25 protein-coding genes and 1 other RNA gene are annotated in these 23006 nt (G+C 61.9%); 13 read left to right on the forward strand and 13 right to left on the reverse strand.

Going from position 1 to position 23006, the window contains the following annotated elements:
* Positions 1-143 precede the first annotated feature (143 nt).
* Positions 144-1211, reverse strand: coding sequence for a hypothetical protein (locus ACVIGB_RS03505; RefSeq protein WP_456718125.1), 1068 nt, complete (start codon positions 1209-1211; stop codon positions 144-146).
* Positions 1212-1347: 136 nt separating this feature from the next.
* Between ACVIGB_RS03505 and ACVIGB_RS03510 the strand changes: the two genes are divergently transcribed.
* Positions 1348-2097 carry a DUF7168 domain-containing protein gene (locus ACVIGB_RS03510; protein WP_456718124.1) on the forward strand — a complete coding sequence of 250 codons (750 nt, stop codon included), beginning with the start codon at positions 1348-1350 and terminating at the stop codon, positions 2095-2097.
* On the opposite strand, the gene ACVIGB_RS03515 is transcribed toward ACVIGB_RS03510, so the two are convergent.
* The gene (locus ACVIGB_RS03515; protein ID WP_456718123.1) at positions 2076-2624 is read right to left on the reverse strand and encodes a hypothetical protein; all 549 of its coding nucleotides are present in this window, start codon (positions 2622-2624) and stop codon (positions 2076-2078) included. The genes ACVIGB_RS03510 and ACVIGB_RS03515 overlap by 22 nt on opposite strands.
* A gap of 87 nt (positions 2625-2711) precedes the next feature.
* On the opposite strand from ACVIGB_RS03515, the gene ACVIGB_RS03520 reads away from it, so the two are divergent.
* The 5 genes from ACVIGB_RS03520 to ACVIGB_RS03540 all read left to right on the forward strand — a co-directional run bounded on the left by ACVIGB_RS03520 (position 2712) and on the right by ACVIGB_RS03540 (position 8704).
* Complete coding sequence (locus tag ACVIGB_RS03520; protein ID WP_456749085.1) at positions 2712-3368, forward strand: hypothetical protein; 657 nt, start codon at positions 2712-2714, stop codon at positions 3366-3368.
* Positions 3369-3404: 36 nt separating this feature from the next.
* Positions 3405-3759, forward strand: a transfer-messenger RNA (tmRNA) gene (gene ssrA / locus ACVIGB_RS03525).
* 229 nt (positions 3760-3988) lie between these two features.
* Positions 3989-5587 (forward strand): ATP-grasp domain-containing protein, encoded by a 1599-nt coding sequence (locus ACVIGB_RS03530; protein WP_456718121.1) that lies wholly within the window; start codon positions 3989-3991, stop codon positions 5585-5587.
* A 108-nt stretch (positions 5588-5695) separates the two neighbouring features.
* Positions 5696-6820: a DNA polymerase III subunit beta gene (gene dnaN, locus ACVIGB_RS03535; RefSeq protein WP_456718120.1), complete on the forward strand. Its 1125-nt coding sequence runs from the start codon at positions 5696-5698 to the stop codon at positions 6818-6820.
* Between the two features lie 492 nt (positions 6821-7312).
* A complete protein-coding gene (locus ACVIGB_RS03540) occupies positions 7313-8704 on the forward strand; it encodes a hypothetical protein (RefSeq protein WP_456749086.1) in 1392 nt (463 codons plus the stop codon).
* 7 nt (positions 8705-8711) lie between these two features.
* Here ACVIGB_RS03540 and ACVIGB_RS03545 read toward each other — a convergent pair whose 3' ends face one another.
* The gene (locus ACVIGB_RS03545; RefSeq protein ID WP_456718118.1) at positions 8712-9008 is read right to left on the reverse strand and encodes a hypothetical protein; all 297 of its coding nucleotides are present in this window, start codon (positions 9006-9008) and stop codon (positions 8712-8714) included.
* A 211-nt stretch (positions 9009-9219) separates the two neighbouring features.
* Here ACVIGB_RS03545 and ACVIGB_RS03550 point away from each other — a divergent pair, with 211 nt between their 5' ends.
* On the forward strand, positions 9220-9666 hold the full coding sequence (locus ACVIGB_RS03550; RefSeq protein WP_456718117.1) for a hypothetical protein: 447 nt from the start codon (positions 9220-9222) through the stop codon (positions 9664-9666).
* A gap of 6 nt (positions 9667-9672) precedes the next feature.
* Here the strand turns inward: ACVIGB_RS03550 and ACVIGB_RS03555 are convergent, their stop codons facing one another.
* The 5 genes from ACVIGB_RS03555 to ACVIGB_RS03575 form a co-directional block, all read right to left on the reverse strand.
* Positions 9673-10029 (reverse strand): hypothetical protein, encoded by a 357-nt coding sequence (locus ACVIGB_RS03555; RefSeq protein ID WP_456718116.1) that lies wholly within the window; start codon positions 10027-10029, stop codon positions 9673-9675.
* A gap of 65 nt (positions 10030-10094) precedes the next feature.
* Positions 10095-11327: an RNA-guided endonuclease InsQ/TnpB family protein gene (locus tag ACVIGB_RS03560; protein WP_456718115.1), complete on the reverse strand. Its 1233-nt coding sequence runs from the start codon at positions 11325-11327 to the stop codon at positions 10095-10097.
* 4 nt (positions 11328-11331) lie between these two features.
* On the reverse strand, positions 11332-11706 hold the full coding sequence (locus tag ACVIGB_RS03565; protein WP_456718114.1) for a hypothetical protein: 375 nt from the start codon (positions 11704-11706) through the stop codon (positions 11332-11334).
* A gap of 42 nt (positions 11707-11748) precedes the next feature.
* Positions 11749-13227 carry a DNA cytosine methyltransferase gene (locus ACVIGB_RS03570; protein WP_456718113.1) on the reverse strand — a complete coding sequence of 493 codons (1479 nt, stop codon included), beginning with the start codon at positions 13225-13227 and terminating at the stop codon, positions 11749-11751.
* 71 nt (positions 13228-13298) lie between these two features.
* A complete protein-coding gene (locus tag ACVIGB_RS03575) occupies positions 13299-15374 on the reverse strand; it encodes a hypothetical protein (RefSeq protein ID WP_456718112.1) in 2076 nt (691 codons plus the stop codon).
* A 93-nt stretch (positions 15375-15467) separates the two neighbouring features.
* Here ACVIGB_RS03575 and ACVIGB_RS03580 point away from each other — a divergent pair, with 93 nt between their 5' ends.
* From ACVIGB_RS03580 to ACVIGB_RS03605, 6 genes are all read left to right on the forward strand, one after another.
* Entirely contained in the window at positions 15468-15743 is a 276-nt protein-coding gene (locus ACVIGB_RS03580; RefSeq protein ID WP_456718111.1) for a hypothetical protein, read from the forward strand.
* 48 nt (positions 15744-15791) lie between these two features.
* The gene (locus tag ACVIGB_RS03585; protein WP_456718110.1) at positions 15792-16478 is read left to right on the forward strand and encodes a hypothetical protein; all 687 of its coding nucleotides are present in this window, start codon (positions 15792-15794) and stop codon (positions 16476-16478) included.
* A gap of 18 nt (positions 16479-16496) precedes the next feature.
* Positions 16497-16865 (forward strand): DUF5983 family protein, encoded by a 369-nt coding sequence (locus tag ACVIGB_RS03590; protein ID WP_456718109.1) that lies wholly within the window; start codon positions 16497-16499, stop codon positions 16863-16865.
* A 67-nt stretch (positions 16866-16932) separates the two neighbouring features.
* Positions 16933-17376: a hypothetical protein gene (locus tag ACVIGB_RS03595; RefSeq protein WP_456718108.1), complete on the forward strand. Its 444-nt coding sequence runs from the start codon at positions 16933-16935 to the stop codon at positions 17374-17376.
* A gap of 19 nt (positions 17377-17395) precedes the next feature.
* Complete coding sequence (locus tag ACVIGB_RS03600; protein ID WP_456718107.1) at positions 17396-18121, forward strand: metallophosphoesterase family protein; 726 nt, start codon at positions 17396-17398, stop codon at positions 18119-18121.
* A gap of 125 nt (positions 18122-18246) precedes the next feature.
* A complete protein-coding gene (locus ACVIGB_RS03605; protein WP_456718106.1) occupies positions 18247-19245 on the forward strand; it encodes a hypothetical protein in 999 nt (332 codons plus the stop codon).
* Positions 19246-19521: 276 nt separating this feature from the next.
* On the opposite strand, the gene ACVIGB_RS03610 is transcribed toward ACVIGB_RS03605, so the two are convergent.
* The 5 genes from ACVIGB_RS03610 to ACVIGB_RS03630 all read right to left on the reverse strand — a co-directional run bounded on the left by ACVIGB_RS03610 (position 19522) and on the right by ACVIGB_RS03630 (position 22810).
* Positions 19522-19920 (reverse strand): DUF4326 domain-containing protein, encoded by a 399-nt coding sequence (locus ACVIGB_RS03610; RefSeq protein ID WP_456718105.1) that lies wholly within the window; start codon positions 19918-19920, stop codon positions 19522-19524.
* A gap of 257 nt (positions 19921-20177) precedes the next feature.
* Positions 20178-20483 carry a hypothetical protein gene (locus ACVIGB_RS03615; RefSeq protein WP_456718104.1) on the reverse strand — a complete coding sequence of 102 codons (306 nt, stop codon included), beginning with the start codon at positions 20481-20483 and terminating at the stop codon, positions 20178-20180.
* On the reverse strand, positions 20480-20755 hold the full coding sequence (locus ACVIGB_RS03620) for a hypothetical protein (RefSeq protein ID WP_456718103.1): 276 nt from the start codon (positions 20753-20755) through the stop codon (positions 20480-20482). Before ACVIGB_RS03620 ends, ACVIGB_RS03615 begins: the two co-directional genes overlap by 4 nt.
* A gap of 12 nt (positions 20756-20767) precedes the next feature.
* Positions 20768-21322, reverse strand: a complete 555-nt coding sequence (locus tag ACVIGB_RS03625; protein ID WP_456718102.1) for a hypothetical protein — start codon at positions 21320-21322, stop codon at positions 20768-20770.
* 171 nt (positions 21323-21493) lie between these two features.
* Positions 21494-22810 (reverse strand): hypothetical protein, encoded by a 1317-nt coding sequence (locus ACVIGB_RS03630; protein WP_456749087.1) that lies wholly within the window; start codon positions 22808-22810, stop codon positions 21494-21496.
* Positions 22811-23006 lie beyond the last annotated feature (196 nt).

Below are 23006 nucleotides of genomic sequence, written 5' to 3' on the forward strand. Positions count from 1 at the left end.
AGGATTTCAAAGCCAGAAACTTACAGACACAATATTGTAATGAAGTTCCATGCGCGCGAGAGCTTTCGCAAGCTTGAATCTTTGCCAAGGATTCGTTGTTGGCTTGTCGAAAACAACATCGTTCAACGACAAGATCCAACGGCTTACGGCGTCGGCGAATGCCCGTTCTCCGGTTCGTTCTCGAGCTCGGCAGCCCATTCCTGCTCCAGCATCGAGCGACGGGAATTGAAATGGTGCGCGATCGCGGCGTCCGGATCCCTCACGTCGTGATCGACGTTGGCGACAAGCTTGTAGAGCCGACAAAGATCTGCCGGAGAAAGCGCCAGCAGGTATTCGACATACTCGCTGTAATGATCGAAGTGCATCGGGTTGTGCCCGCGCTTCGGCTGCGGACCGTCCCATGCTCGCAAATAGAGCCAGCCGTTCTGACGCCCTCTCGTCCCGAATTCGTACGAACCTTCATCCTCGCCAGGATAGGTGTCGTACGAACCGTCCAGAAACTGACTGAGCTCATCCTCGCAGGCCTGCCAAAACACCTCATCGCAATGCTGCTGGAGATACTCCTCCCAGCGTTTGTCGAAACGATCGTCAGTTGCGATCTCGCCCTTGCCGTTGACCGGGAAACCGCGGGCCTTGATATTCCAGGCGATCGCCGCACCGTGATGGTCCGGCGGCTTCATCTCGTGGTTCCCAAGGAAAACGAGCATTTGCTCGCGCGTACGACAGGGAAACTTCAGTCCGCCGGCGTCGACCTTATCGTCGAGCTCCTTCATTTCGGGCGTGCGGATGTCCGTTCCGGTCTCAGAAGCCATCCCCGTGCGGATCGCATGGCGGAGCCCGTCGTCCTCGACATAGTCCGGTTCGCGTCGCGCCTCGATGTCAGGAGCGACCCCTTTCCGGAAGCGCTTGTTGGTCCGGCAAAACTCCGAAAACTCCGCCCAGTTCATTCCCAGGATGCGGTGATATTCAGCCTTTTGCTGCCTGGTCGGGACAGAGTACCCACTGCTCGCGATGAGATGCTGATCCAGCAGAACGGAAGTCTTATCCTCATCGAGGATAGCGATACCGTTGTATTCAGTGCCGATAATCCCGGCGTCATAGGCTGAAGAAACAACGACCGTGAAAGTCCTCGTCGACGTCCCGTCGGCCGAAAACCGCTTCTGGGCCTTCCATCCCTCCTTATAGAGATACGGTCCAACGCGACGATCCATGGCTCTTCCTGTCAAACTCGATTCTACTGCAGCCGGACCATAGGCCGCCTGGCCGCAAGCCGCCAGACCTACGAATTACGAGGAAATCGGCCGAATCGCGTGGACCCGGTGACAACTCCCCGGCAATTTCGCCTCCATGAGCCAGCCGAACGAACCGAACACAGCCAAGCGGCAAAGCATCGCGGCCCGCATCCGCGCACTGCTTGCCAAGACCGTCGCCAATGGCTGCACCGAAGATGAGGCAATCGCCGCCGCCGAAAAGGCGGCCGCGCTCCTTGAGCAGTACAACCTCTCGATGGACGAAATCGAGATGCGCGCCTCCCCGTTCGCCGGAGCCGAGCAAGCCCACACCGACGACGACGTTGGGCCCCGCTTCTACACCGTCGCCAATGCAATTTCCGCCTTGACCGGCGCCCGCAACTGGATCAGCCCGCCAGGAGTTCATCCGGTCGTCTACTCGTTCTTCGGGATGACCCATGAGGTCGAAATCGCGCAGTACCTGCTGGATATCTGCGCTCGGGCGGTTCGTTCGGAATGCGCCGCCCGCGACGGAGAATGGGCCTTCTATCGGCTTTCAGTCCGCCGAACCAAGCGCATAGCCTTCCGTGACGGAATGGCCGACAGTCTCAGCAAGCGTATCAGGGCACTCAAGCCAAAAACCAGGACCGGGACCGGCCTGATCGTGCTTCACGACGCGCTGATCGACGAGGAAATGATCCGCCGGGGCCTCGCCATCCGCACCAGGCGGCAGCCCGGAAGCTTCGATTTCGACGACTCTTATCTCGAGGGCCGTGCGGCCGGCGACCTTGTGGCACTGGACCCTGGCATCAAATCGCCGGAACGCGTATCCGGCGTGCTTCCCGGTCAGACCAGCGATACGCAGTGAGCGTCCTGCGAACGCGTTGGATACGCCTGGCAAACCCCTCGACGCGGGCGCGACAACGGCCTCACGATCTTACGGAAGGATCCGGCTGAAAAACAGCGATAGCCATTGCGCAACAGCGCTTCCCGCAGCAGAGCGTGCCCCACGCCAATGACAGCGACGGCCGAGAAAAACTCGGCGTGTGCAAGCCGTTCGGCCTCCTTCATGAAGGTGCGGAAGATCCCCGTCCCGATCAGGGCCGGAACCCGTTCCGCTCCAGCTAGGTGGCGCTCCCGATGAACTTCGGCCGCCGGGCCCTGGATTGCCGCATCGAGCAGTTCGAGATCGAAGGCATTGCCAAGCCGCGATCGCCGAACCCTGACCTTCAGCCAGTTCCCGTCGAACCTGCCAGGCTCATCGTACCGCACGACCGCCTCGACGATCGCGTCAGCGAAGAACATCTCGAACGGCGCCGGGCGGTCGCCTCCCCGCGCCTTCTCCCATCCCGCGATCGTCTTGATCTCATCCAGCCCCGTCATCCCGATCTCCATTCACGGATTCGCTTACGATCCCTCAAAAAATCGAACCCGTCGAGACGGCGACGCGCGTAAGCTGTTAAGCACCTCCTCAAGGACGTTTTGGATTCCGTTTCCGCCCTGGGCTCAACACGCGAAAGAGACGACGAAGTGAGCGAGGTGCCCCCGCCTCAGGCGAATGATGCGAAGACCTTCGACCGATTGGGAGTCCGTGCGGACACGGCCGACCTCCGCGATGCGCCACCACTCCCCGGCTACGGCGTGGTCTGGATCGCATCGTCCCTTGAACGCCGTCCCGGACGCCCGACGACTGCGACGGCCGAGCGAACTCCCAACTTGCCAATTGCTGAAGACGCCCTCAACAATCGAACCATGACCGACGCCGAAGCCATCATGGACGTCATCAGACAACGCGAAGCGAAGATCCTCGCTTCGACCTCGCTGATGGTGGACCTCCAAAATCCCTTCAGACGTCCCGCAATGAGCGCTCGCGACGTCGCCTGGGAGCTGAAATGGATCAAAACAACCCCGACAGGTCGCGAGTCGCCCGACACCGAAAGAGTGAAGAGAGAGTTCGCCCGCCTCTGCGCCGCCGGCGAGCTGGTCGAGGCCGGCTCTTTCCGAACCCTGCACGCCGGCGCCTCCACGACGCTTTGCTATTGCACACCGGGTTACATGGTCCGCAGGCGAGCTCGGATCGTCGAGCTATGCGGTTCGGAAGCCAACGAGACCGAACCTGCCAATCTCCCTCGGCCGTGACGCAGACAAGGATTCGATAACCCTACCAGAACTCCGGGCATTGATCCTGGCCGACGACCAGCGTATATCTCTCCCCGCCGGTTCGCCGGCTATGGGGATAAACGCAGTCGTAATAAACCATTCGGACCCGGGGGCGGTACCCGGCGCCTCCACCAGAACCCATCGTTTCAGGTGGTTTCCGGCGGGGGCGAAATAGGATCGACGAGGGCGTAAAAGGCGAGCCTTCCCCCGGTATTGTTCCGCCGTCATCGGGCTAATGCATAGTTGCCAATGACAACAATGCTCGGTTTGCTCTCGCTGCTTAAAGCAGCGCCGGCAGGCCAATCGAAGCCCCTGGGGGTTGCACCCTAGGGCGAGGTCCCCGAGGTACCTGGCAACAGAAACCACGTTCGACCGGAGGGGCGGAAGTCGCGAGACTTCTGACCCCGAAGGTCTCTTCACCTACACGCGCCAATCCGTCCTCACAGCATCGGCTCACTGACGACTGCTCCGCCATCTCCCGCGCAGCACGGTGGAATGCGGGGACTGACCGGAGCCACCGGCCGCAGGCCAACGATCTTCTCGTTGCCTGATGCGCCCACCGCATGGAATGTCGAATCCTTGCTGGAGGGGCATATTTTATGAACGTCCTTGTCGAAGAAGTCGTCTCGGAAGCCAAGCGCGTCTCCGACCTGTTGTCTGTCGATCCCTTTGGTCCTGCCATGGTGGGCGGATTCTGGAATCCGGTCATGGCCAAGAGCGACGACGACATCCCCATCCTGGCCGAGCTCGAGACCTTTGGCATTCGCGGCGCCCCGTTCACGATGCGTGTGCGGTTCCTGCCGACGGACGCCGTCCTCGCCGCGGTCCTGAGGGCCTATGGACCGCAGGCCGGCGCACTTATGAGTGAGTGGCGCGCGCTGTTCGACCGCCTCGACGGTGGCCTCGATCGCTTCGTCAACGAGACCGCATATAAGGAATTCCTCGACTACAACTTCCGCTACGAGGTCTCCGATCGCACGGCGATGCGCCTAATCCTCGGACGTGGTGGATTGACCGAGGCCCAGTCGCTGTATGCGGCCGCCGCCGACATTGCAGCTGGACCCGCTCCGCGCCTGCCCGAACAGCACGCCCTAGAGGATGCGCTGGTTATGACGAGCTACGTCCGAAACAAAGTTCCGGTGACGTTCCTGGCCATGTTCGATCGCGACAAGAAAGGCCTGCCGCCGGAGAAGCGTACCGTCAGGCTGCTCAGCTTCTCCCCGAGAGGAAAGCCACGCGTCAAAACTCCCACCCGAGCCGCAGCCAGACGGCTGAGGGAGGGCTTTCGCGTCTCCAATCCCTATTGGGGCTGGCCATCCTTCCGACAGACTTGCGGGCGCGCGCTCCAGGATACGGTCGGCATCCACCATTTAACCCTGACGCTTCTCGATATGGCCCGCCAGGGCACCTCGAAAGCCTTCCTGAAGAACGCCACGTTCAAGGGAGGGACGTGGGTCGTCGGTTTGGAAGACGTCCGGCGGGAAGCTGATGTCGCCTGCGCCCTGATCCGCGCCGTCGGCCACGAATGGCCCCGCCTACTTGCACCTATCGGCTCCAATGATGGGCTCGACCCTTGCTTCATCGTCCAGGAATTCAGGCCTTTCAAATATGAGCACAGGTTCTTCATCGTGGCTGACCGAATCGTCGCCTCGACGCCGTCCGATCGCACGCTGACAATCCTCGACGCTCAGCCCGGCCCGCGGAGGCTCGATCCGCGCGTCGCCGTCCTCGAGCAACCGGCGGATCGGGCTGGCGCCTTCGACCGCGGCACCACAAGCTCCGTGGAGAACCGAAAGATGGTTGCCGACATGGCGCGGCTCGTCAGGCGGTTCCTGAGAAGCCACAATGAAGGGGATTCGCGCTACATTCCCAGGCCGCCGGCTTATGTCATCGATGTTGGCGCTGGACCGGACGGCATCGGCCTGATTGAGGTCAATACATTCCGCAATTCCGGCCTTTACGCCGTCGATTACGGGAAGATCGCACAGGCCTTCCGCGCCAAGGATTCGTGGATTGAGCGCTCATTCGCGCTGCGGCTGCTGGCCAGTATCGAGGCCGGCTCCAACCCGGAGAAAATGATCAAGGTCGTCTTCGAAATGGCTTCCCCGATTGGCGGCACTGAAACCTGGAAAGTTTCTGACCAGGGATCATGGCGCGCGCTTCCCGACAATGCGACCGCCGGGTCGGCAGACGATTGACGCCTGTCCACGTCTTCCACAGCCCGGAGCGCACACAGATACGAATCCTTGCTTGTGACGCGCAACGCAAGCGGGCACAGCTTAATCCGAAACAGGGAACAGAAGATTATGAAATTCACCGTCGAACGAGAGGCCATGCTCGTGGCCATGGGTCGCATCTCGCGCATCGTTGAAAGAAAGAACACGATTCCGATTCTCGCCAACGTCGTTCTGACGGCAGAGGGCAACAAGCTGACGCTTCGCGCCACGGATCTCGATCTGCAACTCACGGAGACCATCGCCGCGAAGATCACGACCTCGGGCACCACCACGGTCCCCGCGCACATGACCTTCGATATCCTCAAGAAGCTGCCCAACGGCAGCGAGGTGCTGTTTGAGCACCAGGATGCGACGCTTGTCGCCAAGTCCGGACGCTCACGCTTCAAGCTGCTCACGCTTCCGACCCAGGATCACCCGGCGCTCGAGATCGGCGACATGTCGGTGTCGTTCGACCTCACGGGCGCAGATCTCTCGTCACTGCTCGATCGCACCCATTTCGCGATCTCCACCGAGGAAACCCGCTACTACCTCAACGGCATCTATTTGCATCCGGTTACCGAGGGCAACACAAAGCACTTGCGCGCGGTGGCGACCGACGGGCACCGTCTTGCACAGACCCAGGTCCCCTGCCCGACACCGGCGACCTCGATGACGGGCGTCATTGTCCCCCGCAAGACCGTTGGAGAGCTCCAGAAGCTCGTCGATGGGCTGGAGGGGGATGTCACGATCGATCTGTCCACGCAGAAGATCCGCGTGACCGCCGGCGACACCATCATCACGTCCAAGCTGATCGACGGCACCTTCCCGGACTACGGTCGTGTCGTACCCGCCAACAACACCAAAGTGATGGTGATTGATAAGCGCGATTTCGCCGACGCCGTCGACCGGGTCGCCACAGTTGCTCCGGACAAGAGCCGGGCGGTGAAGCTCACCCTGTCGGACGGGCGCCTGATCATGGTCGTCGACAATCCGGACAGCGGCGCGGCGACCGAGGAGCTCGACGTTGACTACGGTGGCGAGCCGTTGGAGATCGGTTTCAATTCTCGTTACCTGCTGGACATCACCTCCGAGCTCGATGGCGAACGGGCGATCGTGAAGTTCAACGATCCCGGCTCCCCGGCGCTGGTTCAATCCGAAGGAGATTCGAATTCGATTTATGTCCTGATGCCGATGCGAGTGGCGGTGACCGGCTAGATGCCTACAGGAACCACCATGCGGGTAACGAACCGCAACCGGCAGCTTCTCGCTGCAGAGCTCGCCTTCGAGAAGGCGCGAGCGCGGCTTAAAAGCGCGCGGAAACTCGCTGCCGGTTCCTGCAAGCATCCTGTCGTCTATCAGGCCCGCCTTCTCAGTGACGGCCCCAACCCCTTCGGTCGCATTTGCTCCTGCTGCTCGTATGAAGAGCACGCGTGGTGGTGGCCCGCCACGAGCGCATCCAGTCCCGACCGTGAAGGCTCATTCCGTTCCAAGTTGAACGGTGCGGCCATCGAGTGCAGCAAAGGCGAATTCTATTCGTTTCGGTAGTACGTACCCGTAGCGGTGCGGCCTTCGATTGGCAACTTTCCGACGGCACATGCAAGATGCCCGCCAGAGGCGTTCTCAATGAAATGGTTCGAAGTCGACAAGGCGGGACTCCGCAAGCTCATGGAGCGCAGAGGAGGCAAGTCCTTCGCGGTCGCGGAGCTGTTGCAGAACGCCTGGGATGCACCTGGCGTCACGCGGGTCGACCTGACGATCTCCCCTGTGCCTGGCGAAGCCAAGGCCACCCTGAGCATCATCGATGACAGCCCGACAGGCTTTACCGACCTGGCTCACTCTTTCACGCTTTTCGCCGACAGCACCAAGAAATCCGACCCTACCCTGCGCGGCCGCTTCAATCTCGGTGAAAAGCTCGTTCTCGCGTTGTGTCAGAACGCGAGTATCGCCACGACCACCGGGACAGTGGTGTTCGACGGGACAGGCCGGCACGACTTCCCACGCCGGAAGCGCCCGGCCGGCACGGAGTTCACCGCGACCATGGCGATGACACGAACCGAGCTCGCCGAGGTCGCCGACTTTTTGCGATCAGTGATCCCGCCCGTACACATCGTCACCCGCATCAACGGCAGGCTCCTGCCGCAGCGCGAGCCCATCCTCTCGTTCCAGTGCGCCCTGCCGACAGAGATCGCCGGCGAAGACGGCGTGCTGCGCCGGACCACGCGCAAGACCACGGTCTCGCTCTATGAGCCTGCACCCGGCGCGCAGCCCAAGATCTGCGAGATGGGCATCCCGGTTACCGAGAGCGATCGCTTCGATGTCGACGTCGGCCAAAAGGTCCCGCTGTCCCTGGAGCGCGATTCCTTACCGCCGGCCTACATCCGCGAGCTGCGCGCCGCCGTCCTGAGCAACGCCGCGCACCTGTTGGACGAGAAGGAAGCCGATTCCGCCTGGGTGTCGGACGCCATCGAACACCGGAACGTCGATCCCGGAGCGGTCAGCGAAGTCATCACCAAACGGTTTGGCGACAAGGTCGTCGCCTACGATCCTTCCGATCGAGAGGCGAACGATATCGCCGCCTCCCGCGGCTACCGCGTCATCCACGGCGGGACCTTCACCGGCGCGCAATGGGAAAACGTGCGCGCCAGTGGCGCCGCCAAGCCAGCTGGCCAGGTCACGCCGAGCCCGAAACCCTTCGATCCCAATGGCGAGCCAGCCAAGCGGGTCGAGCGTACGCCGGCGATGGAAGCCTTTGCCGGGTTCTGCCAGGCCTTCGCCCAGGCCACCATCGGCCACGAGATCGAAATCGAGTTCCTGGCGTGGTTCAACGCAACCGCGGCCTATGGGCGGCGCCGCATGAGCTTCAATGTCGGGAATCTCGGACCCGAATGGTTCGAGGGGGCCCTACGGGTCGAGCAGATCGACCTCGTCATCCACGAGCTCGGGCACGAATACGCGGCGAACCATTTCAGCCGCGAGTACAATGACGCCCTGACCAAACTCGGCGCCCAGGCCGTCAGGCTCGCGCTCGACAACCCGGGTCTGTTCGATATCACGCACTACGCGCCAACAGCGGCCGATCCGCCGACATTCCAACGCTGACAGGCGATCAGGCGGTCACCGCCGCCTCGTTGGCCTCCGGAGCGCCGGCAGGCGGCTCAGCGGCTTTGCCGTCGCCGTCGGCGCCTTTTCCCGAGTCCTTTTCGGTCTTCTTGGCCGTGGCCGGCTTCTTCAGCGCCTTCGGACCCTTCTCGATCCGCTCGGTCAGCTTGGCCAGGCTTGCCTGGCGCTTTTCGAGATCGGCTCGTTCGGCGGCCATCCTGTCGGCGATTTTCTTCTCGACGCGCTCTTTGAGGTCCACGAGATCCTCGAGCGAGGCGCTGTCGATGGCAGTTTGGTCGATCACAGTTCTTCTCCTGCAGGGCTTGATGTTGGGACTGGACATGAATGCTTGCGGTCCAGGGCGGCCCTTCGCAAGAGGATTAACCACGCCGTCCACCGTCGACGTCCGCTATCGAATCCTTACGGGACGGAACCCGCTCCCGGCGGTATGATCCGCGGTCCGTTGTGACCTGCTGTCCGAGGACCTACGGTCAAACTCACACCGGAGAACGGCCATGGCGATCATCGAGCGAACTTTCATCAACCACCACATCGAAGTCCATGAAACGAACGGCCGGATAAGTGTCCGGTTGATCGATGAGTCCTTCGGCCCCGGCGAGGTGGTCGATGAGTCGCGGGTCATCGAGCCACTCGGTTCCAGTTTCCTGATACCCGTCCACTCCGGGGGATCCACTCCTGGCTCGGCCGAAGAGGTCGTCTACATTCTCTCCAAGCTGAAGATGGCGGTGAGGCTGTCCGACGAGGACGGGGAGAACCCGATCGTCGTCGACCATTCCTACCTGCCGGCCGCGGACGACCAGCGGCTTGAATTCATCATCGCCGACTGGTCCTCGATGAGGCAGGTCGAGCGAGATCTGGAGGACGGCGCCCGCAAGGAGCCTCCCGAATGGTACGTCACGCTGAAGTCAATGCGAGCCAATCCCGTCCGCTCGCTGTTCTGAGGTCCGTCAGCACGGCGCGGGGCTCGCCGTGTCGGTCATAGCGTAGGCCTCGAACACTGCCGCTCTTGACATCTCCCGACCGTCGAACTCGATCCTGCCGTCCTCGTGCACGATGCACGGCAGGATGTAGTCCTCCAGCTCGTCATCCTCGTCGCGCTCGCCGTCCTCGATCTCCTGGGCGTGCTCGGCAATATCGGCATCCAATTCCTTGCGGGCATCCTCTTCCGTCGTGTGAAGGAACGGCGCATAGGCCTCGAGCGCATCTACTTCCGCAAGCGGTGCGTATGCGGGCTGCGGTCCGTTGACATCCATCATCCGGATCCAACGCTGTGCAGGATAGAGCGGCTCAGACGCCAACGCCATGGGTACTCTCCAATTGGCTATTCGGATTTCGGTGTTGAAGCACGTCGATCCTGGTCCGGAATGTCTTAAGCTGCTTTCGCAGCTTCAACGTCCGTGTTTCCGGGACGACGCACGGGCTGACGCCCCACGTTGGCGTCCCCGGGCGGCTTGCCCCGCCCGTCGTGCCGCAGGGCACGATCCAGTATGTTCAGCGCCGCGTTGTGATCGCGGTGCAGGTCGGCGCCGCAGCCACAGCGATGGCGGCGCTCCGCCAGCGTCTTCTCCACCGCGGCGCCGCAGGACGAGCAGTCCCGCGAGGTGTTGCGTGGATCGATCTTCACCACCGTCCCACCGGCTCTTGCAGCCTTGTAGGTCAACAGTTCGATCAGACGCGCGGGCGATGCGTCCAGCATCGCCCGGTTCAACCCGGCTTTCTGCCGGACGTTCTTCCCCGGCTCGCCGGCGCTCCCTCGCGCCGAACCGGTCAGGTTCTTCAAGCGAAGCTCTTCGACGCCGATCAGCGCGTAACGCCTGGCCAGATCGGCCGACACCTGGTGCAGGTGGTTGGAGCGGACGTTGGCGACCGCACGCTGAAGCCGGGCCAGACGCTCACGGACCTTGGCGCGGCGCCTTGAGCGGCGCTTGCAGCGCGCCAGCGCGCGCTGCGCGATACGCAGGTCGCGCTCGCGGCGAGACCGCGGACGCACGTTCTCGATATGCCGGCCCTCGCTCGTCGTCACGAGATGCTCGATGCCGACGTCAAGCCCGACGGCCGTCTCCGGCCGGGCATGAACGGCGGCGACGGGGACATCAACCACCAGGCAAACGTACCAGTGCCGGCCCTTCCGCGAGAACGCCGCGGTCTTCACCGCTGCGTCCGGCGGGAGCTCCCGATGCAGCCGCAGGCGCAGCGCGCCCGCCAGCGGCTTGAACCGCAGCTTGTTTCCCTGGAGCCGGATCCCGGCCCACTCGGCAAAGCCAAAACAGTCCCAGCGGCTCCTGCTCCGGAAGCGAGGGAAGCCGCCCTTCTGGCCGCGCTTCACGCGTCCGAAGAACCCCTTCATCGCGTCGTCGACGCGCCCCAGCGTCCACCGCGACAGGTTAACGGGGACGTCGCCGTAGTCCGGGTCGAACGACCGGATCTGCGTCAAGGACTTGCACTGGTCGAACCTCGAGATCGAGACCTTCCGCTTCGCCCAGGCGTCGCGGCGCTCCTGCAGCGCGGCGTTGTACAGCTGGCGCTGCGTCTCGCAGAGTCCCGCGAGAACAGAATATTGGCCGCGGGTCGGCGCCAGCTTGATGCGGTAGGTCAGAAACATTCAGTCAGTGCGTTCTCGTTGTGTTCCTTGGGCGACAATGCCCGGCCGGCGACCGCTCGTCAAGGACTCGTTCCAACACCGACGAATAGCCAAAGTTCTCGAGGTCGCCTTGCGAGATCGAGTCCGGGTGCTCGTCCTCATCGTCCGCATGCGCCCTGACATAAATCTCAAGCCCGTGCCGGTCTGCCAGGGCAGTGATCAGGGTCAGAACGGTGCCGCCCCAGCCGTTTCCAGCCTCGTCGGCGCACAGGACATCGATGTCGAGGTCACCCTGATTCCCAGGCAAGATCGACATCTTCTTCTGCGACGGCGCCACCAGCACATCGCCTGCCTGGAACAGTTCGACCTGCATCAAAATCAGCCGCTCGTAATCCTTCATGAAGGCGGCAACGGCGGCGCTCCGATCAGGCCGTGACATCTCTCACATCCCCATGCCCATGCCGAGTTCCGGCTCCTCTTCCTCCGGCATTTCCCGCGGCAATAGAGAAGCGAGATCCGTCATAGACACTTCGCTTGCTTCTATGTTGAGGACCGAAACGCCCGCCGCATCCTGGATGCTCTTCCCGAGCAGCCGCCCAAAGGCCTGCCAGGCCGCATGGCTGACCGAGTTGCCGAGGATGGTATGCGCGAGCGTCGCCGGCAGGTCCCGAATGAGCTCCGGCGGCGCTCCTTTCGCTCGCGCGTGCTCGACCGGGGTGAGCTGACGCATGAGCGTAGAATCGGACGGGTGCACGAGCTTTGCTTCCGTATTGCGAACCTTTGAATAACCGGCGCCGAGAGTTCCGATGGCTTCCGCGGCCCCCGTCACCAGGTTAAGCTTGAAGTTTCTGCCCTTCTCAAGGTCGGCCGCGGCCTTCCGAAGCAGATTACCATAGGGTCGCCAGAGATCCGAATTCGGTCCGATGTTCTCAAGGATTTCCGACAGCGACTTCTCCTTCTCGCGGATAGGCACGATGCGATCGAGTGCGAGCCCGATCTCGGGAGAGATGCCAACCAGGCAAAGCCGTCGCCGGCTCTCCAGAACGCCCATCGCGTTGCCTTCAAGCACAGTCTCGTGCAGCTCATAACCCCAAGTTTCCAGCGTCTTGCGAATGACGTGGGCACCTACACTGTGTGCATAGTCAGTGACATTTTCGAGCACTACCACACTTGGTCCAACCTTCTTCACGATCTGCAGGAAGGGCACGAAGAGCACGCCCGCCTTGTCGTGAAACTCGGTCTCCTTGTTGTGGTTCTTGGCCTTTCCGGCCTTCGATGCGCCAGTGCACGGGATGCCGGCGATCAGGATGTCGACCTTGGGCAGAACCTCAGTCTCGACTTCCTCCATGCCGGCATGAATCTGCAGTGTATCTTCGTCCCAGATCGGATTGTTGCGCGCCGCGGCCTCGAGAACCTGATCGTCGATTTCGACAGCGAAGGCGAGCTTCGCCTCGATCCCGACATCCTTCAGGCCGGCATGGACCGCGTGATCCAGGATGCCGCCGCCGTGGGCCAGCGATCCAGTCGCCAGCGGCTCGCCGGCGCGGACCTTGGCGACCAGCCTGTCCAGCCGTTCGCGCGCGGCCTCATCGTCGGGATGCACCTGGACGACGATCTTCGAGGAATTGATCGTCACCTTGGCTCGCTCGAGGCCCGATCCAAGGGCTTCCTCGAGATCTGACGAACCGATATCGATAATAGGCATCTCACGTCCGCCGCGGCTCCGGCGGGACACCTTGCGATCACCCTCCTGCGCGGTGAAATCGAGCGTCACGGTACGGGATTCACGATCCCAGATCACCGAATACTGCATGCCCGGTTCGATGCCGACGCGCTCGAGCTTGCGACCCTCAAGCCACAATCGTTTGCCGCCTCGGCGATCGCCAAGCTTCGGATAGGCATAAACGGGCGCGCGGGCCATAGGCTATTCCACCATCGAATCCTTGATGGCTCGACCCTGCCAGGCGACCGCGCAAGGCGCAACCGGCGATCCTAGCGCGTAGTCCGTACGATCCTGGTGACTTCTTCAGCGGTCGGGAGCGCCGGCAAGATCCCCTCGCCGATCGGCAGTTTTCGGCGCCGGGCAAGTTCGGCCATCCCACGCTTAGAGAAGGCAAACCTGACGCGGAAATCCATATCAACCCAAGGATTGGATGCGTGCCATTCCATCGGATCGATGCGATCGAGGATATGGTTGCCGGTGTACGGCTTGTACAAATTGAAGTACTGCAGCACGTCTGGCAGATCTTCGACTTTGCACCCAGCAAGCAATGCCAAATCGCGGGCATTGCCCGGATAGAGCAACGCATAATAGCTCGCCTTCACGTCAAGAAAGTAGCAGCGCTGCCGCTCCCAGCCCGTATATTCCGGCAGGAAGAAACCAGCTCCGAGATAGGGCTCTGCCTTGACCTCGCGATGTACCACCAGGGAACGGTACATCCGACGCTGTTCCGTGTTGGGATCCCTGATTTGGCAGCACGGTCCGGTGTTCCGGTGCCAACCGGAGAAAGAATCTCCCTCTCCGTCACAAATCCATGCCTCCGGATGGGCGGCCAGCGCCAACAGCCCATCGGCGTTTTTCTTGAGCGCCTTCGCGTACCAGGTCTCAATCTCCTTCTTGCGACCTTCGAATTCGTCATGCGCTAGACGATTGACCATTCCCGCAAAATTGTACCGACCGACGAACAGCCTGTCGTCTGAGAGTTGCTTGCGGGTCCCAAAGCTGCTGGAGCCGACCTTCTCAAGCTTGACGCCCCTGTTCTCATTGAAAGGATCGGCCGCAACCCTGCCGTCGCGAGAGAACGCACTTGTGATCTTGCCGTCGTTCTCGAGCCTGAATGTCATTTCCGGTGGCGCCACGAGATTGATCGTAGCCGGATCGATGCGATCGGCATAACGCTCTTCCATCCAGTGATTCACCCGGTGTCCAGGCGCGCCGACAGCATCCTCCGACAACGCACCCACCCGCACATCCTTGACTTCCAAGGGAGCTAGCCCGACCGGACGATATTGAGCGACAGGAAGGTTCGCGACCCTGGCAGCGGTCAGCAGGGCCTGGTCGGACTTCAGCATCTCCGCTGTATAGGACAGCTCTTTGGCCTGATAGCCGGCGCGCCAGAAGCGCTCCTTGATCAGGTCGAACATCATGATCAGCCACACCAATTCATTGGCTGGCAGTTCGGCCACCAACTTGATCGGTACCGCGTGCCGCTGATACGGCGCCAGCGCCTTCCCCTCCGCTTCCTTGAAGTAGAGATCACCTTCGTCCGTGTACTCGATTCCCAGAAGTTCGTACGGGAACCAATTGCGTGACGACCGCTCGTCAAGCGCGCGATCCGGCCGGCGGCTCATCGTTCCCTGCAGCGGATGCGACCACTCTGGAACATCGCTCAGGACATAGAGGTTGGCGCCGTTGCGAATCGAGAAGGCAAAGTAGCAGTCGTAAGCGCTCGGGGTCCGGATCAGGTTCAGCGCGATGCCGGGCGGCATATGCGCTGAGGCCGCCAAAAGACTGTTGACGTTGAACCATTGATGCACTGCCTCTGCATAAGCCGGCTTTACGTTTGGCGGAGACGAGTCCCCCGACAGGAACTGATCGACCTTCAGACGACTGATCGAGCGCAACGCATCGCGCCGCAGGACTGCAATCCGGTCCGGGGCAGCCAAAAGTTCCTTGACGTCCTCGCGATCGGCAGCCTTGTAATGGCTCAACGCAGCCCCAATGGCACCGACGAAGGCATCGCGGACCGCCACGATATCCGGCCGCTCGATCAGTGCATAAAGTTCCCGACAGGCTTCAAGGCGATCTGCGAGTCCCGCGTCCCCCTCCAGCACCTTCTTAAAGGACACTTCGGTCCCCGCGACGTAGGAATTAAGAAAGCGGGTCAGCAACAGGGTCGCAGTAATCTCGCTCGGATCGAGCTCGATTGCCTCCTGCAACGATTCGAAAGTCCGGACCATCCGCCAGTCGCCCACAGCCCGCGTACCACCCTCGCCGGGCTTGACGCCGGTAACCCGCGACCACATGGCTATGGCGGCCTTCATCTCGTCGCTACGCTTGTTTTCCATGCTTTCCTATAACAGGAGCTGCCTCCCCCGCTCGACGGCAATCCTCAAGAACGGTAAACGAATCCTTGGATTGCTCGATTGGGAGGATGCAAATTGTCGACTGCGGTGGGTTATGTCGGCGGAGACGCCGTTGTCATCCTAGACCTCGACAGTGAGTTAGTGTTCGAGGTCACGCCCGAGGCGGCCGACGAGGCGGCCGTTCGGTGCGACGCCGCCGTCGCGGCCAATCGTCCCACCTTCGCAATTCTTATTCCGACAATCGAAGGCGACGCCTTCCAGTACGCCGGGGATCCCGCCGCATTTCGATTGATGGCCGCGGATCTGCGGTCTGCCGCGGAGAGAGCACGCGCGCGCCGCCTTCGATTATAGGGCGCTCGGCGTTTCCGACTTGCAACGCAACCTGACATTCTCAAGACCATGGATCTGAACAAAAAACTCGTCGCCTTGATGGCCATGCGCTCATTCGTCCGGGGTCTCCCGGCCGATCAAGCTCACCTATTCCACCAGATCGCAGCTCGATACCAGGGCACTCCCGAGGAGTTCCGCGAAACCGTCATACGCGAATTCCGCGAGGGGGCCGGTGCTCGGCCTTCCGCCCCGACCGAGGAGCTCGAGTTGCGCTCCGCAATGAGCTACGCCCTCGGACGCGAGAGTGCCGCTGTTCTTGCGATGGTCGAGACCATCAAATCGGCCTGGCCGGATCTCGGTCAACCGACCCGCGATCACATCACATCGGCGATCGAGACTGCGATCAACTACCGCATGGCGGGCGGCGCCCCCGAAATCGCTCTTTGGAAGCAGATCCTCGTCCTGGCGTCAGAGAATCGCCTGAGCCTGGAGGAACTCCGGGGTTCGGCTGCCCAGGCTGCCTTCGAAGCCCACGATTTCGGAGAGCTCGAGGTCGAAGATATTTCGGGCTGGGAATTCAGCACGCGCGACAGCAAGTGGACCCGTGCCGTTTATCTCACGCCCGATACCGCCGGCGGGCCTTCTTGTCGGGCAGAATTCACTGTGGTGTTTGAGTCCGACACTGCGGTGATCAAGGAAGCGTACGCCTCGCTGAATGGTGAAATTCTACAACCCCGCGCGTCTTACGGCCGCTAAGCCACGGATCCAAAGCCGATGCCGATGCAAAAGCTCCTCGACTTGTCCACCGGGCACATGACGTCGAAAGATGTCAAACTGCTCGAAGCCTACCGCGCGGACAGAAGACCCTCCGATATGGCTCTCATCGCCTATCCATACGAGTACGGCTGGACCGTATCGACTTCTGGCTTGCTGGACGGAGCCACCGAACGCGCGGACCGGATCGCCGCCATCCACAAGGAAGGCTTTTCCGAGCATTTCATCAAGGTGCTCACCCATGCCGCCGACCATGACGCCGTGCTCGTTCGTTTCGATGCAGACGCCGAATTCGAGCCCGGTCTGCCCCGCTTTGACTGGGAAAACGGCGACGAAATGATCATGGATTTTGCTTCACCGGCACCGTAAAAATAGTCACGCCCTTCGTGGAGAGGCTGGGAATCTACAAATGCCGCGTTCAACCATCATCTTCCGCGTGCCGCAGGACTTCGAACCGCTGATCGGCCCGATCTCGGACTTCCCCGGCATGATCCACGACCGGATCGATTACAACGACCTGGACAACCTCGACTCCCAGCTCCGTTCTTTGATCGGCGAGATGATCGAGTTCGAGTTCGATGAACCACACGATCCTTCCGCGCCGATCGACAGATTTATTGACGCCTTGAAGGCTAGCGGCAGCCCCTACCTTGCTTGCCACGACTCCTACACCGAGCCCGCCCGCGGCACCCGCTTCGAGGCTCGCGTCCTTGTTTCCACGTCCGAATTCACGATCAAGAAGCCATATCGATGGACCGAAGGCGAACCGGACATTGCAGATTCCTGGACTTTTCGGCGGGCAGGAGGGTTCGACGAATACCAGATCATGTTGATCGAAGAGACGTTCTTCCCCGAGAGACGGCCCACTCCGCGGGCATGAGCTGCCCCATCAAGGGACGATGCCCCGCGCTTCACCTCACGATCTTGGGAAGCCCATGCCTCAAACGAATCCGATCACTTTTGCAATCGGCGACATTCACGGCGAATGTGATGCCTTGAAATCTACAATCGAGGCCTGCCGCCGATACGCGAACGGCCGGCCCACGACTTTTGTCCTGCTCGGCGACTACATCGATCGCGGTCCGGATTCGAAGTCCGTGCTGGAGTTCCTGATGAACTGGAAGGGGCCAGAGCTACTCATCTGCCTCCGAGGCAATCACGAGGATATGCTGCTCCTCACGCTCGCCAACTCAGAGCCGGCCAGCGTTGCCTGGTTGGGTAATGGCGGCGCCAAAACATTGTTGAGCTTCGGCGCGACCCACGCGCACCAGCTTCCTCAGAAGATCTCAGCCTGGTTGGAGACGCTTCCATTGTCCTTCGATGACGGACGGCGGTTCTTTTGTCACGCCGGCATCGATCCGACCCGCCCGCTCGACGAGCAGACCGACGCCATCCTGATGTATTCGAAGTTCGATTACCCTGCGGACATCGAGATCGATCGTTACATCGTCCATGGCCATATACCGAACGGCCGCCTCCCTCGCGTCTACGCAAACCGGATCAACCTCGACACCGGGAGTGGCTACGGTGGACCCTTGTCAGCGGCAGCGTTCGTGAAGGGCCAACCTGGTCCCGTTGCCCTTATTGTGGCCAGCAAGATCATCGAGTTGTCCCAGGGAGGCTAGTTCGCGATTCCTTCCGTTAGGCCCAACTCGACTCCCAATCGAGCAAATGACGGGGACGGCAAGCCACCGGCGCTTGCTCCGTCGCCTATCGCAATGTCAGCATGCCTCATCGCGCTGAGGTTGACATGGCAAATATTCAGAGCTTTCGCATCTACGACACCACCCTGCAGATCTCAACCGTACACAACCCGCCGCCCAAGGATAAGCGCGTGGCATGCTGGGGGCCTGGATTCCGTTCGCCCGACTGGGAGACCTTCAACCGCCTGCTCGACGTGCTGCGCGCCAAGGGCTTCGCCATCGGCCACGATCCATGGCACGACAAGTATCCGACACTGTCAAAATTCCACCGGCTTGTGTCGATCGGAACGCCTCACGGCGATCTCTACGCGCATTGTGAGACCTCACCGAACGGCTGCAGCTTCGAATTCTTCCAGGAGACGGTGACGTCCAATCGCAACGGCGGCCGCTTCGATTTCGACAAGCTGAAGCGGATGCCCTATCTGGTCCGAAAGAAGTTCGAAGGGGCTGTGAATTCCATGACGACGCATTTGGTCGCCCGGGGTTTCACGAAAACCGTCCAAATCGACACGCCGGTCCAGGTAATGCCCATCATGCGGCGCCTGAACATTGCAGAGGGCACCGCGGCGCCGGTTTTGGAAGCCGAACTCTCAGCAGCAGCAATGGCCTTCTTCAACGACAAGTGGGACGGCGAGTACGACAGGAAGCGGGGCACGCACCGCTTCCATCGGGGAACCGATGGATGGCCGTCGGAACGTGAGTTGGCCTGCTACGGCGGCGGAAACCGCGATCGCGACGGCCATCTGATCGGCCACGGCGAGCATCGCCTGTTCCGCCTCCATGACGGCCGCCTGCGTCGCGGGCGCGTCTACGGCGGAATCAACGGCATGTGGATGACGGTCTACGGCCCCGGACGCAATGACGTCACACACCTCTCGTCGAAGGAGCTGTTCTCCGGCGATCCCCGCACTCTCCCTCGCCGCCTGAAAAAGGCCAGGCCGCTAACGGCGGTGCTCGAGAGCGCCATCAAGTGCCAGGATTTCGAGCGGGCAATCGTCTTGCGCGACCTGATCGCAAGGACTACCCCCACCCGTCAGGCAGCCTGAGCAGCCACGCATCTCGAGGGCACGGAGCATGAGGCTTTCAAAACCCCGCAGGACGTTGCTTGAAACGCTTGCCGTCCGCGGCGGCACTGTCAAAGCCGAGCAATTAACCGTCCCTGATCGGCGCCTCGCTACCCGAATGCAGTCGGACGGTCTCGTGCGGTGGGAAATGCCCGATATCCAAAGCAGGCACAGCTGCATCGGGCAGCGGGTGACCCTTACCGACGCAGGTCGAGAGGCCTTGCAACCCACTCAAGCTAACCACTTCGGCCCACCGGCCTAGAACGGCCTGTTCGCAAGCTCCAGCAGCAGGTCCGTCTCGCATCGCCGACCAGGCGGGCACGAGCACATCAGATCCTTGCCTCGCAACACTGTCCGCGCCCACTGGGCGGGAGAGGCGCCCTGGATTCTTCGGCGGAAATTCGCAATGAACTGATGGCCATGGGGATGCATTTCGGGGCTGAGAAAGCCTCCCATCAGATCCTGGTAGAACTCCAGCGACTTCTCCAGCGTCAACGCCGGAATCATCGGGGCAGGATCACCACCGTCGAGGAAGCCAAAGCCTGATGGCTCCCCTTCCCTGAAGGGAGTGCTCCACAAGGAGCCGCGGCCCACGTAGACCGCGTTGTCGGGCTTCTTCCATCCCTTGGTCCAGACCCGCTGAATGCGTTTCGGCACCTATCTACGCTCCTCAAGCCTTTGTCAGTCTGGCGGCCACTTCGAGTTCCTCCCTGCCCTTGTCGGTCAGGACGTACAGGATATGCGGCGGCATTGCGGCCGTGCCGGCCTTCTGCACGAGTCCATTTCTCCGAAGCCGATTTGCACGCGCAAACGAGCCTCGCCATGGAAGCCAGCCGTCGGACGCCTGCTGAACCGCCACAAGGAGATCGCGATCAGCCTGGTCAGTTATGAGCCAATCCCTCATCATTCAGCCGCTAGTTTTCCGCCATCGGAACCGAGATTTCGCAGCGGTCAACCTGCGCGAAACCATGCGTCGCTGCATAACATGCACAAATGCGATCGAAGCCGTCCTTTGTCCGCCGATGCAAACAGTAGAATACCGCGTCCCCGTCAAATTCCATCATCTTGCGCTGATAGCGGTCGCCGATCCCTTGCGGATCGCAGGTGCGGTGCGCACAACCCGGACAGGCCTTCAGCCAACTCAGACGGTCCGGATGGGGTCGGATGTTCTGATCGTGCCCCTCCAGATCTGGCAGATCACCAGCAACCAGCTTCGTCATCGCTTAGCCTCCCGAGACAACTCGGCCGGCCGCTCCGCTTGGGCGGCGAGAAACGCATGACCAGCAGCCGAGACCCGGTACATCCTGCCCGTTCCACGGTCGTCTGCTTCCATCATGCCGGAAACGTGGACCTCCGCCGGAATTCGGAGCCGCGCCGAGTGCCCGTCAAGCACGAAGAACTTCTCACCGGCGCTCCAATGTCCGGAGTGATGATCATTTTCGCTAATCCATGCCAGCGATTCCACGAGGCTCCTTGACGTCTTCTCTTTCATCACACTGCTCGCTTAGACGAAATTCCGCGCCTGGCGCGCGAAGGGGTCGAATGCCGCCGGATTGGCCTCGATCACCTCACCGTAGACATCGACCACGACCGGCGCGAACTGCTGCGCGACAAGCTTCATGCCCTGGACGTCGGAGTGAGTACAGACGATCGCGATATCAGCCTTAATGCAACCCACGAACTCATCAGCCGAGCCGAAGAGGAAGGAGGCATTCTTCGGCTTGCTCTGGAGCAGGACCTGGGCAAACGTCCACGACCACATTGGATTGGCCTCGATGCAATAGACGCGCTTCGCCAACCGAGCCATGTGTAGCGAAAGCAGCCCAATGCCACCGCCGATTTCAACCACCGTCTTGCCCTCGATCCGAGGTGCGAGATACTCGGCGATTGTGGCCGCGGCTTCATCATCGATTACCGTCAAGACAGCCGCGGAATTGATATTGTGCCGCTCCGAAAACGCCATCGCCACTTCCGAGCCCTCCATCGCGCCATAGACCTCCGATAGCAGATCCTGGAGGTCCGGCACGCTTTCGTCTCCCGGCTTATTCCCGCTGTTCATCAGAAGGCTCCTCTCCGGTAGACCGAACTGACCGCATCGACGCCGCTGGCAGCTTACCGCCGTACCAGGTCGGCCTGATGGCAAGCGGATCAGCTCGGTGCCGCTCGATCCTGATCAAGCCGCGCTTCTCCAGGCGTCTCGCCGGCGCGTGGTCACAATCCGAGATTTCGGCTATTCGGATTTCGGTGTAGATCCACGGATAGATTCACGGTTTTCCGAACTTGCTTGCCTGGGCTGGCCGGTCCCGACGGGCCGGGCGATGAGCCCGGGACGCCGGCGCCGGCCGAGCCGTCGCACCGCCAGGCCGCTGATGCGGCCTCCGGGATCCGGAGCGAGCTCCGGATGCGGGCGGCGGTAGCCAAACGTCTTCGCCGCTTTGAGACCCCGGTGGACGTCTACCCAGCTTCCGGCTTCAGCGGGCAGCGGCACATCCTTCCGCAGGCGTGCGCGCCACCCTTCATCGAAGGCCGGCAGGACATCCTTGATCTTTGCGCCCGCCGCGATGCCGCGGCGCGCGATCTCCGCTGCCGCCGCGCAGGCGTCCGGCAGGTCGAATCGTAAATTCCCGATCGTGGTGGAGTATCCACCCCAGACCTCGAGCACCGTGATGCCGGCGAGGTTCGCCTTGCGGCGAAGCATCGTGACGAACACGGTGCGGGCCCAGTAGTTCAGCCGCTGATTGAGCTTGCGGCTCTTGCCGCCGCTGCGCAGCTTGCCAAGGCCCTTCTCAAGCGCGATCGTGCCGGCGCCCCATTGCCGCGCCAGCGCGATCGCGCGGTCGGCGGCGGCCGCCAGCACCTCGCGCACAGCCTCGGCTGGGGCCGTCGGGTCGTGCTCGAGCTTGATCAGCTTCCAGTCGAGTGCCTGGGTCTCGCCCAGCTGCGACGGATCCGTCGTGTTCTCGGCGACCGCAATCCCGATCCAGGACGGGTTGAGGTCGACGCCGACGGCCCGTCCCGCAATAGCCTTCACCGGCCGGCGGCGCTCCGGATGGTCCGGCAAATCCTCTGGATCCACAGTGACGTGCAGTTTCGCATCGTCGATCCGGAAGGTGATGTTGATCTTCTTGGCGGCCGCGAGCGCCGCGGCCTGCCGCAGGATCTCGCCGGCGTTGCCGGTGATCGCCGGCAGCTTCAGTTCGACCTTCCGGCCGTACATCTGGAAGACGCAGCTGCGCGCGTCAGGCGCCAGCCGGAAGTGCCGGTTGCCGAGGAAGAGCTTGTCGCCGCGGCTGGTCAGCGGCCGTAGCCGCGCCTGCCGCCACTGGTCCTGGTCGATCAACCCCTTGCGGCGCCGCTCGAGCTGGCCCCGGCTGCCGAATACCATTCGCCCGTCGGGGCGGGCGCGCCGCAGATCCAATCCCTCGAGCGTGGCGCAATGCAGCGTCCAGGCGTCGACCACCCCGCCGGCGAAGCGCGCCTTCACGAGATCACGCAGCGGCTTCTGCTTGAGCAGCTGACCATCAGCGCCGGCGGGCCGCATTCGCATAGGCGGTGCGCACCGCCGCGGAGAAGATCCTCCGGCAGTCCTTGAGAAACGCCAATCCTTCTGGGGAGCAGCTGAACGGGACCGAGATGGTCTGCATGCCACACGATGTGGGTTCGGCTCCGCCCGCGGTCAACGAAGCACCGGTGGAAATGGTTAATCGCAGCGGGACTCAAGAGATTTCCTCGGTCGTCGTCCA

This window comes from Bradyrhizobium sp. USDA 4341 (assembly GCF_054063755.1).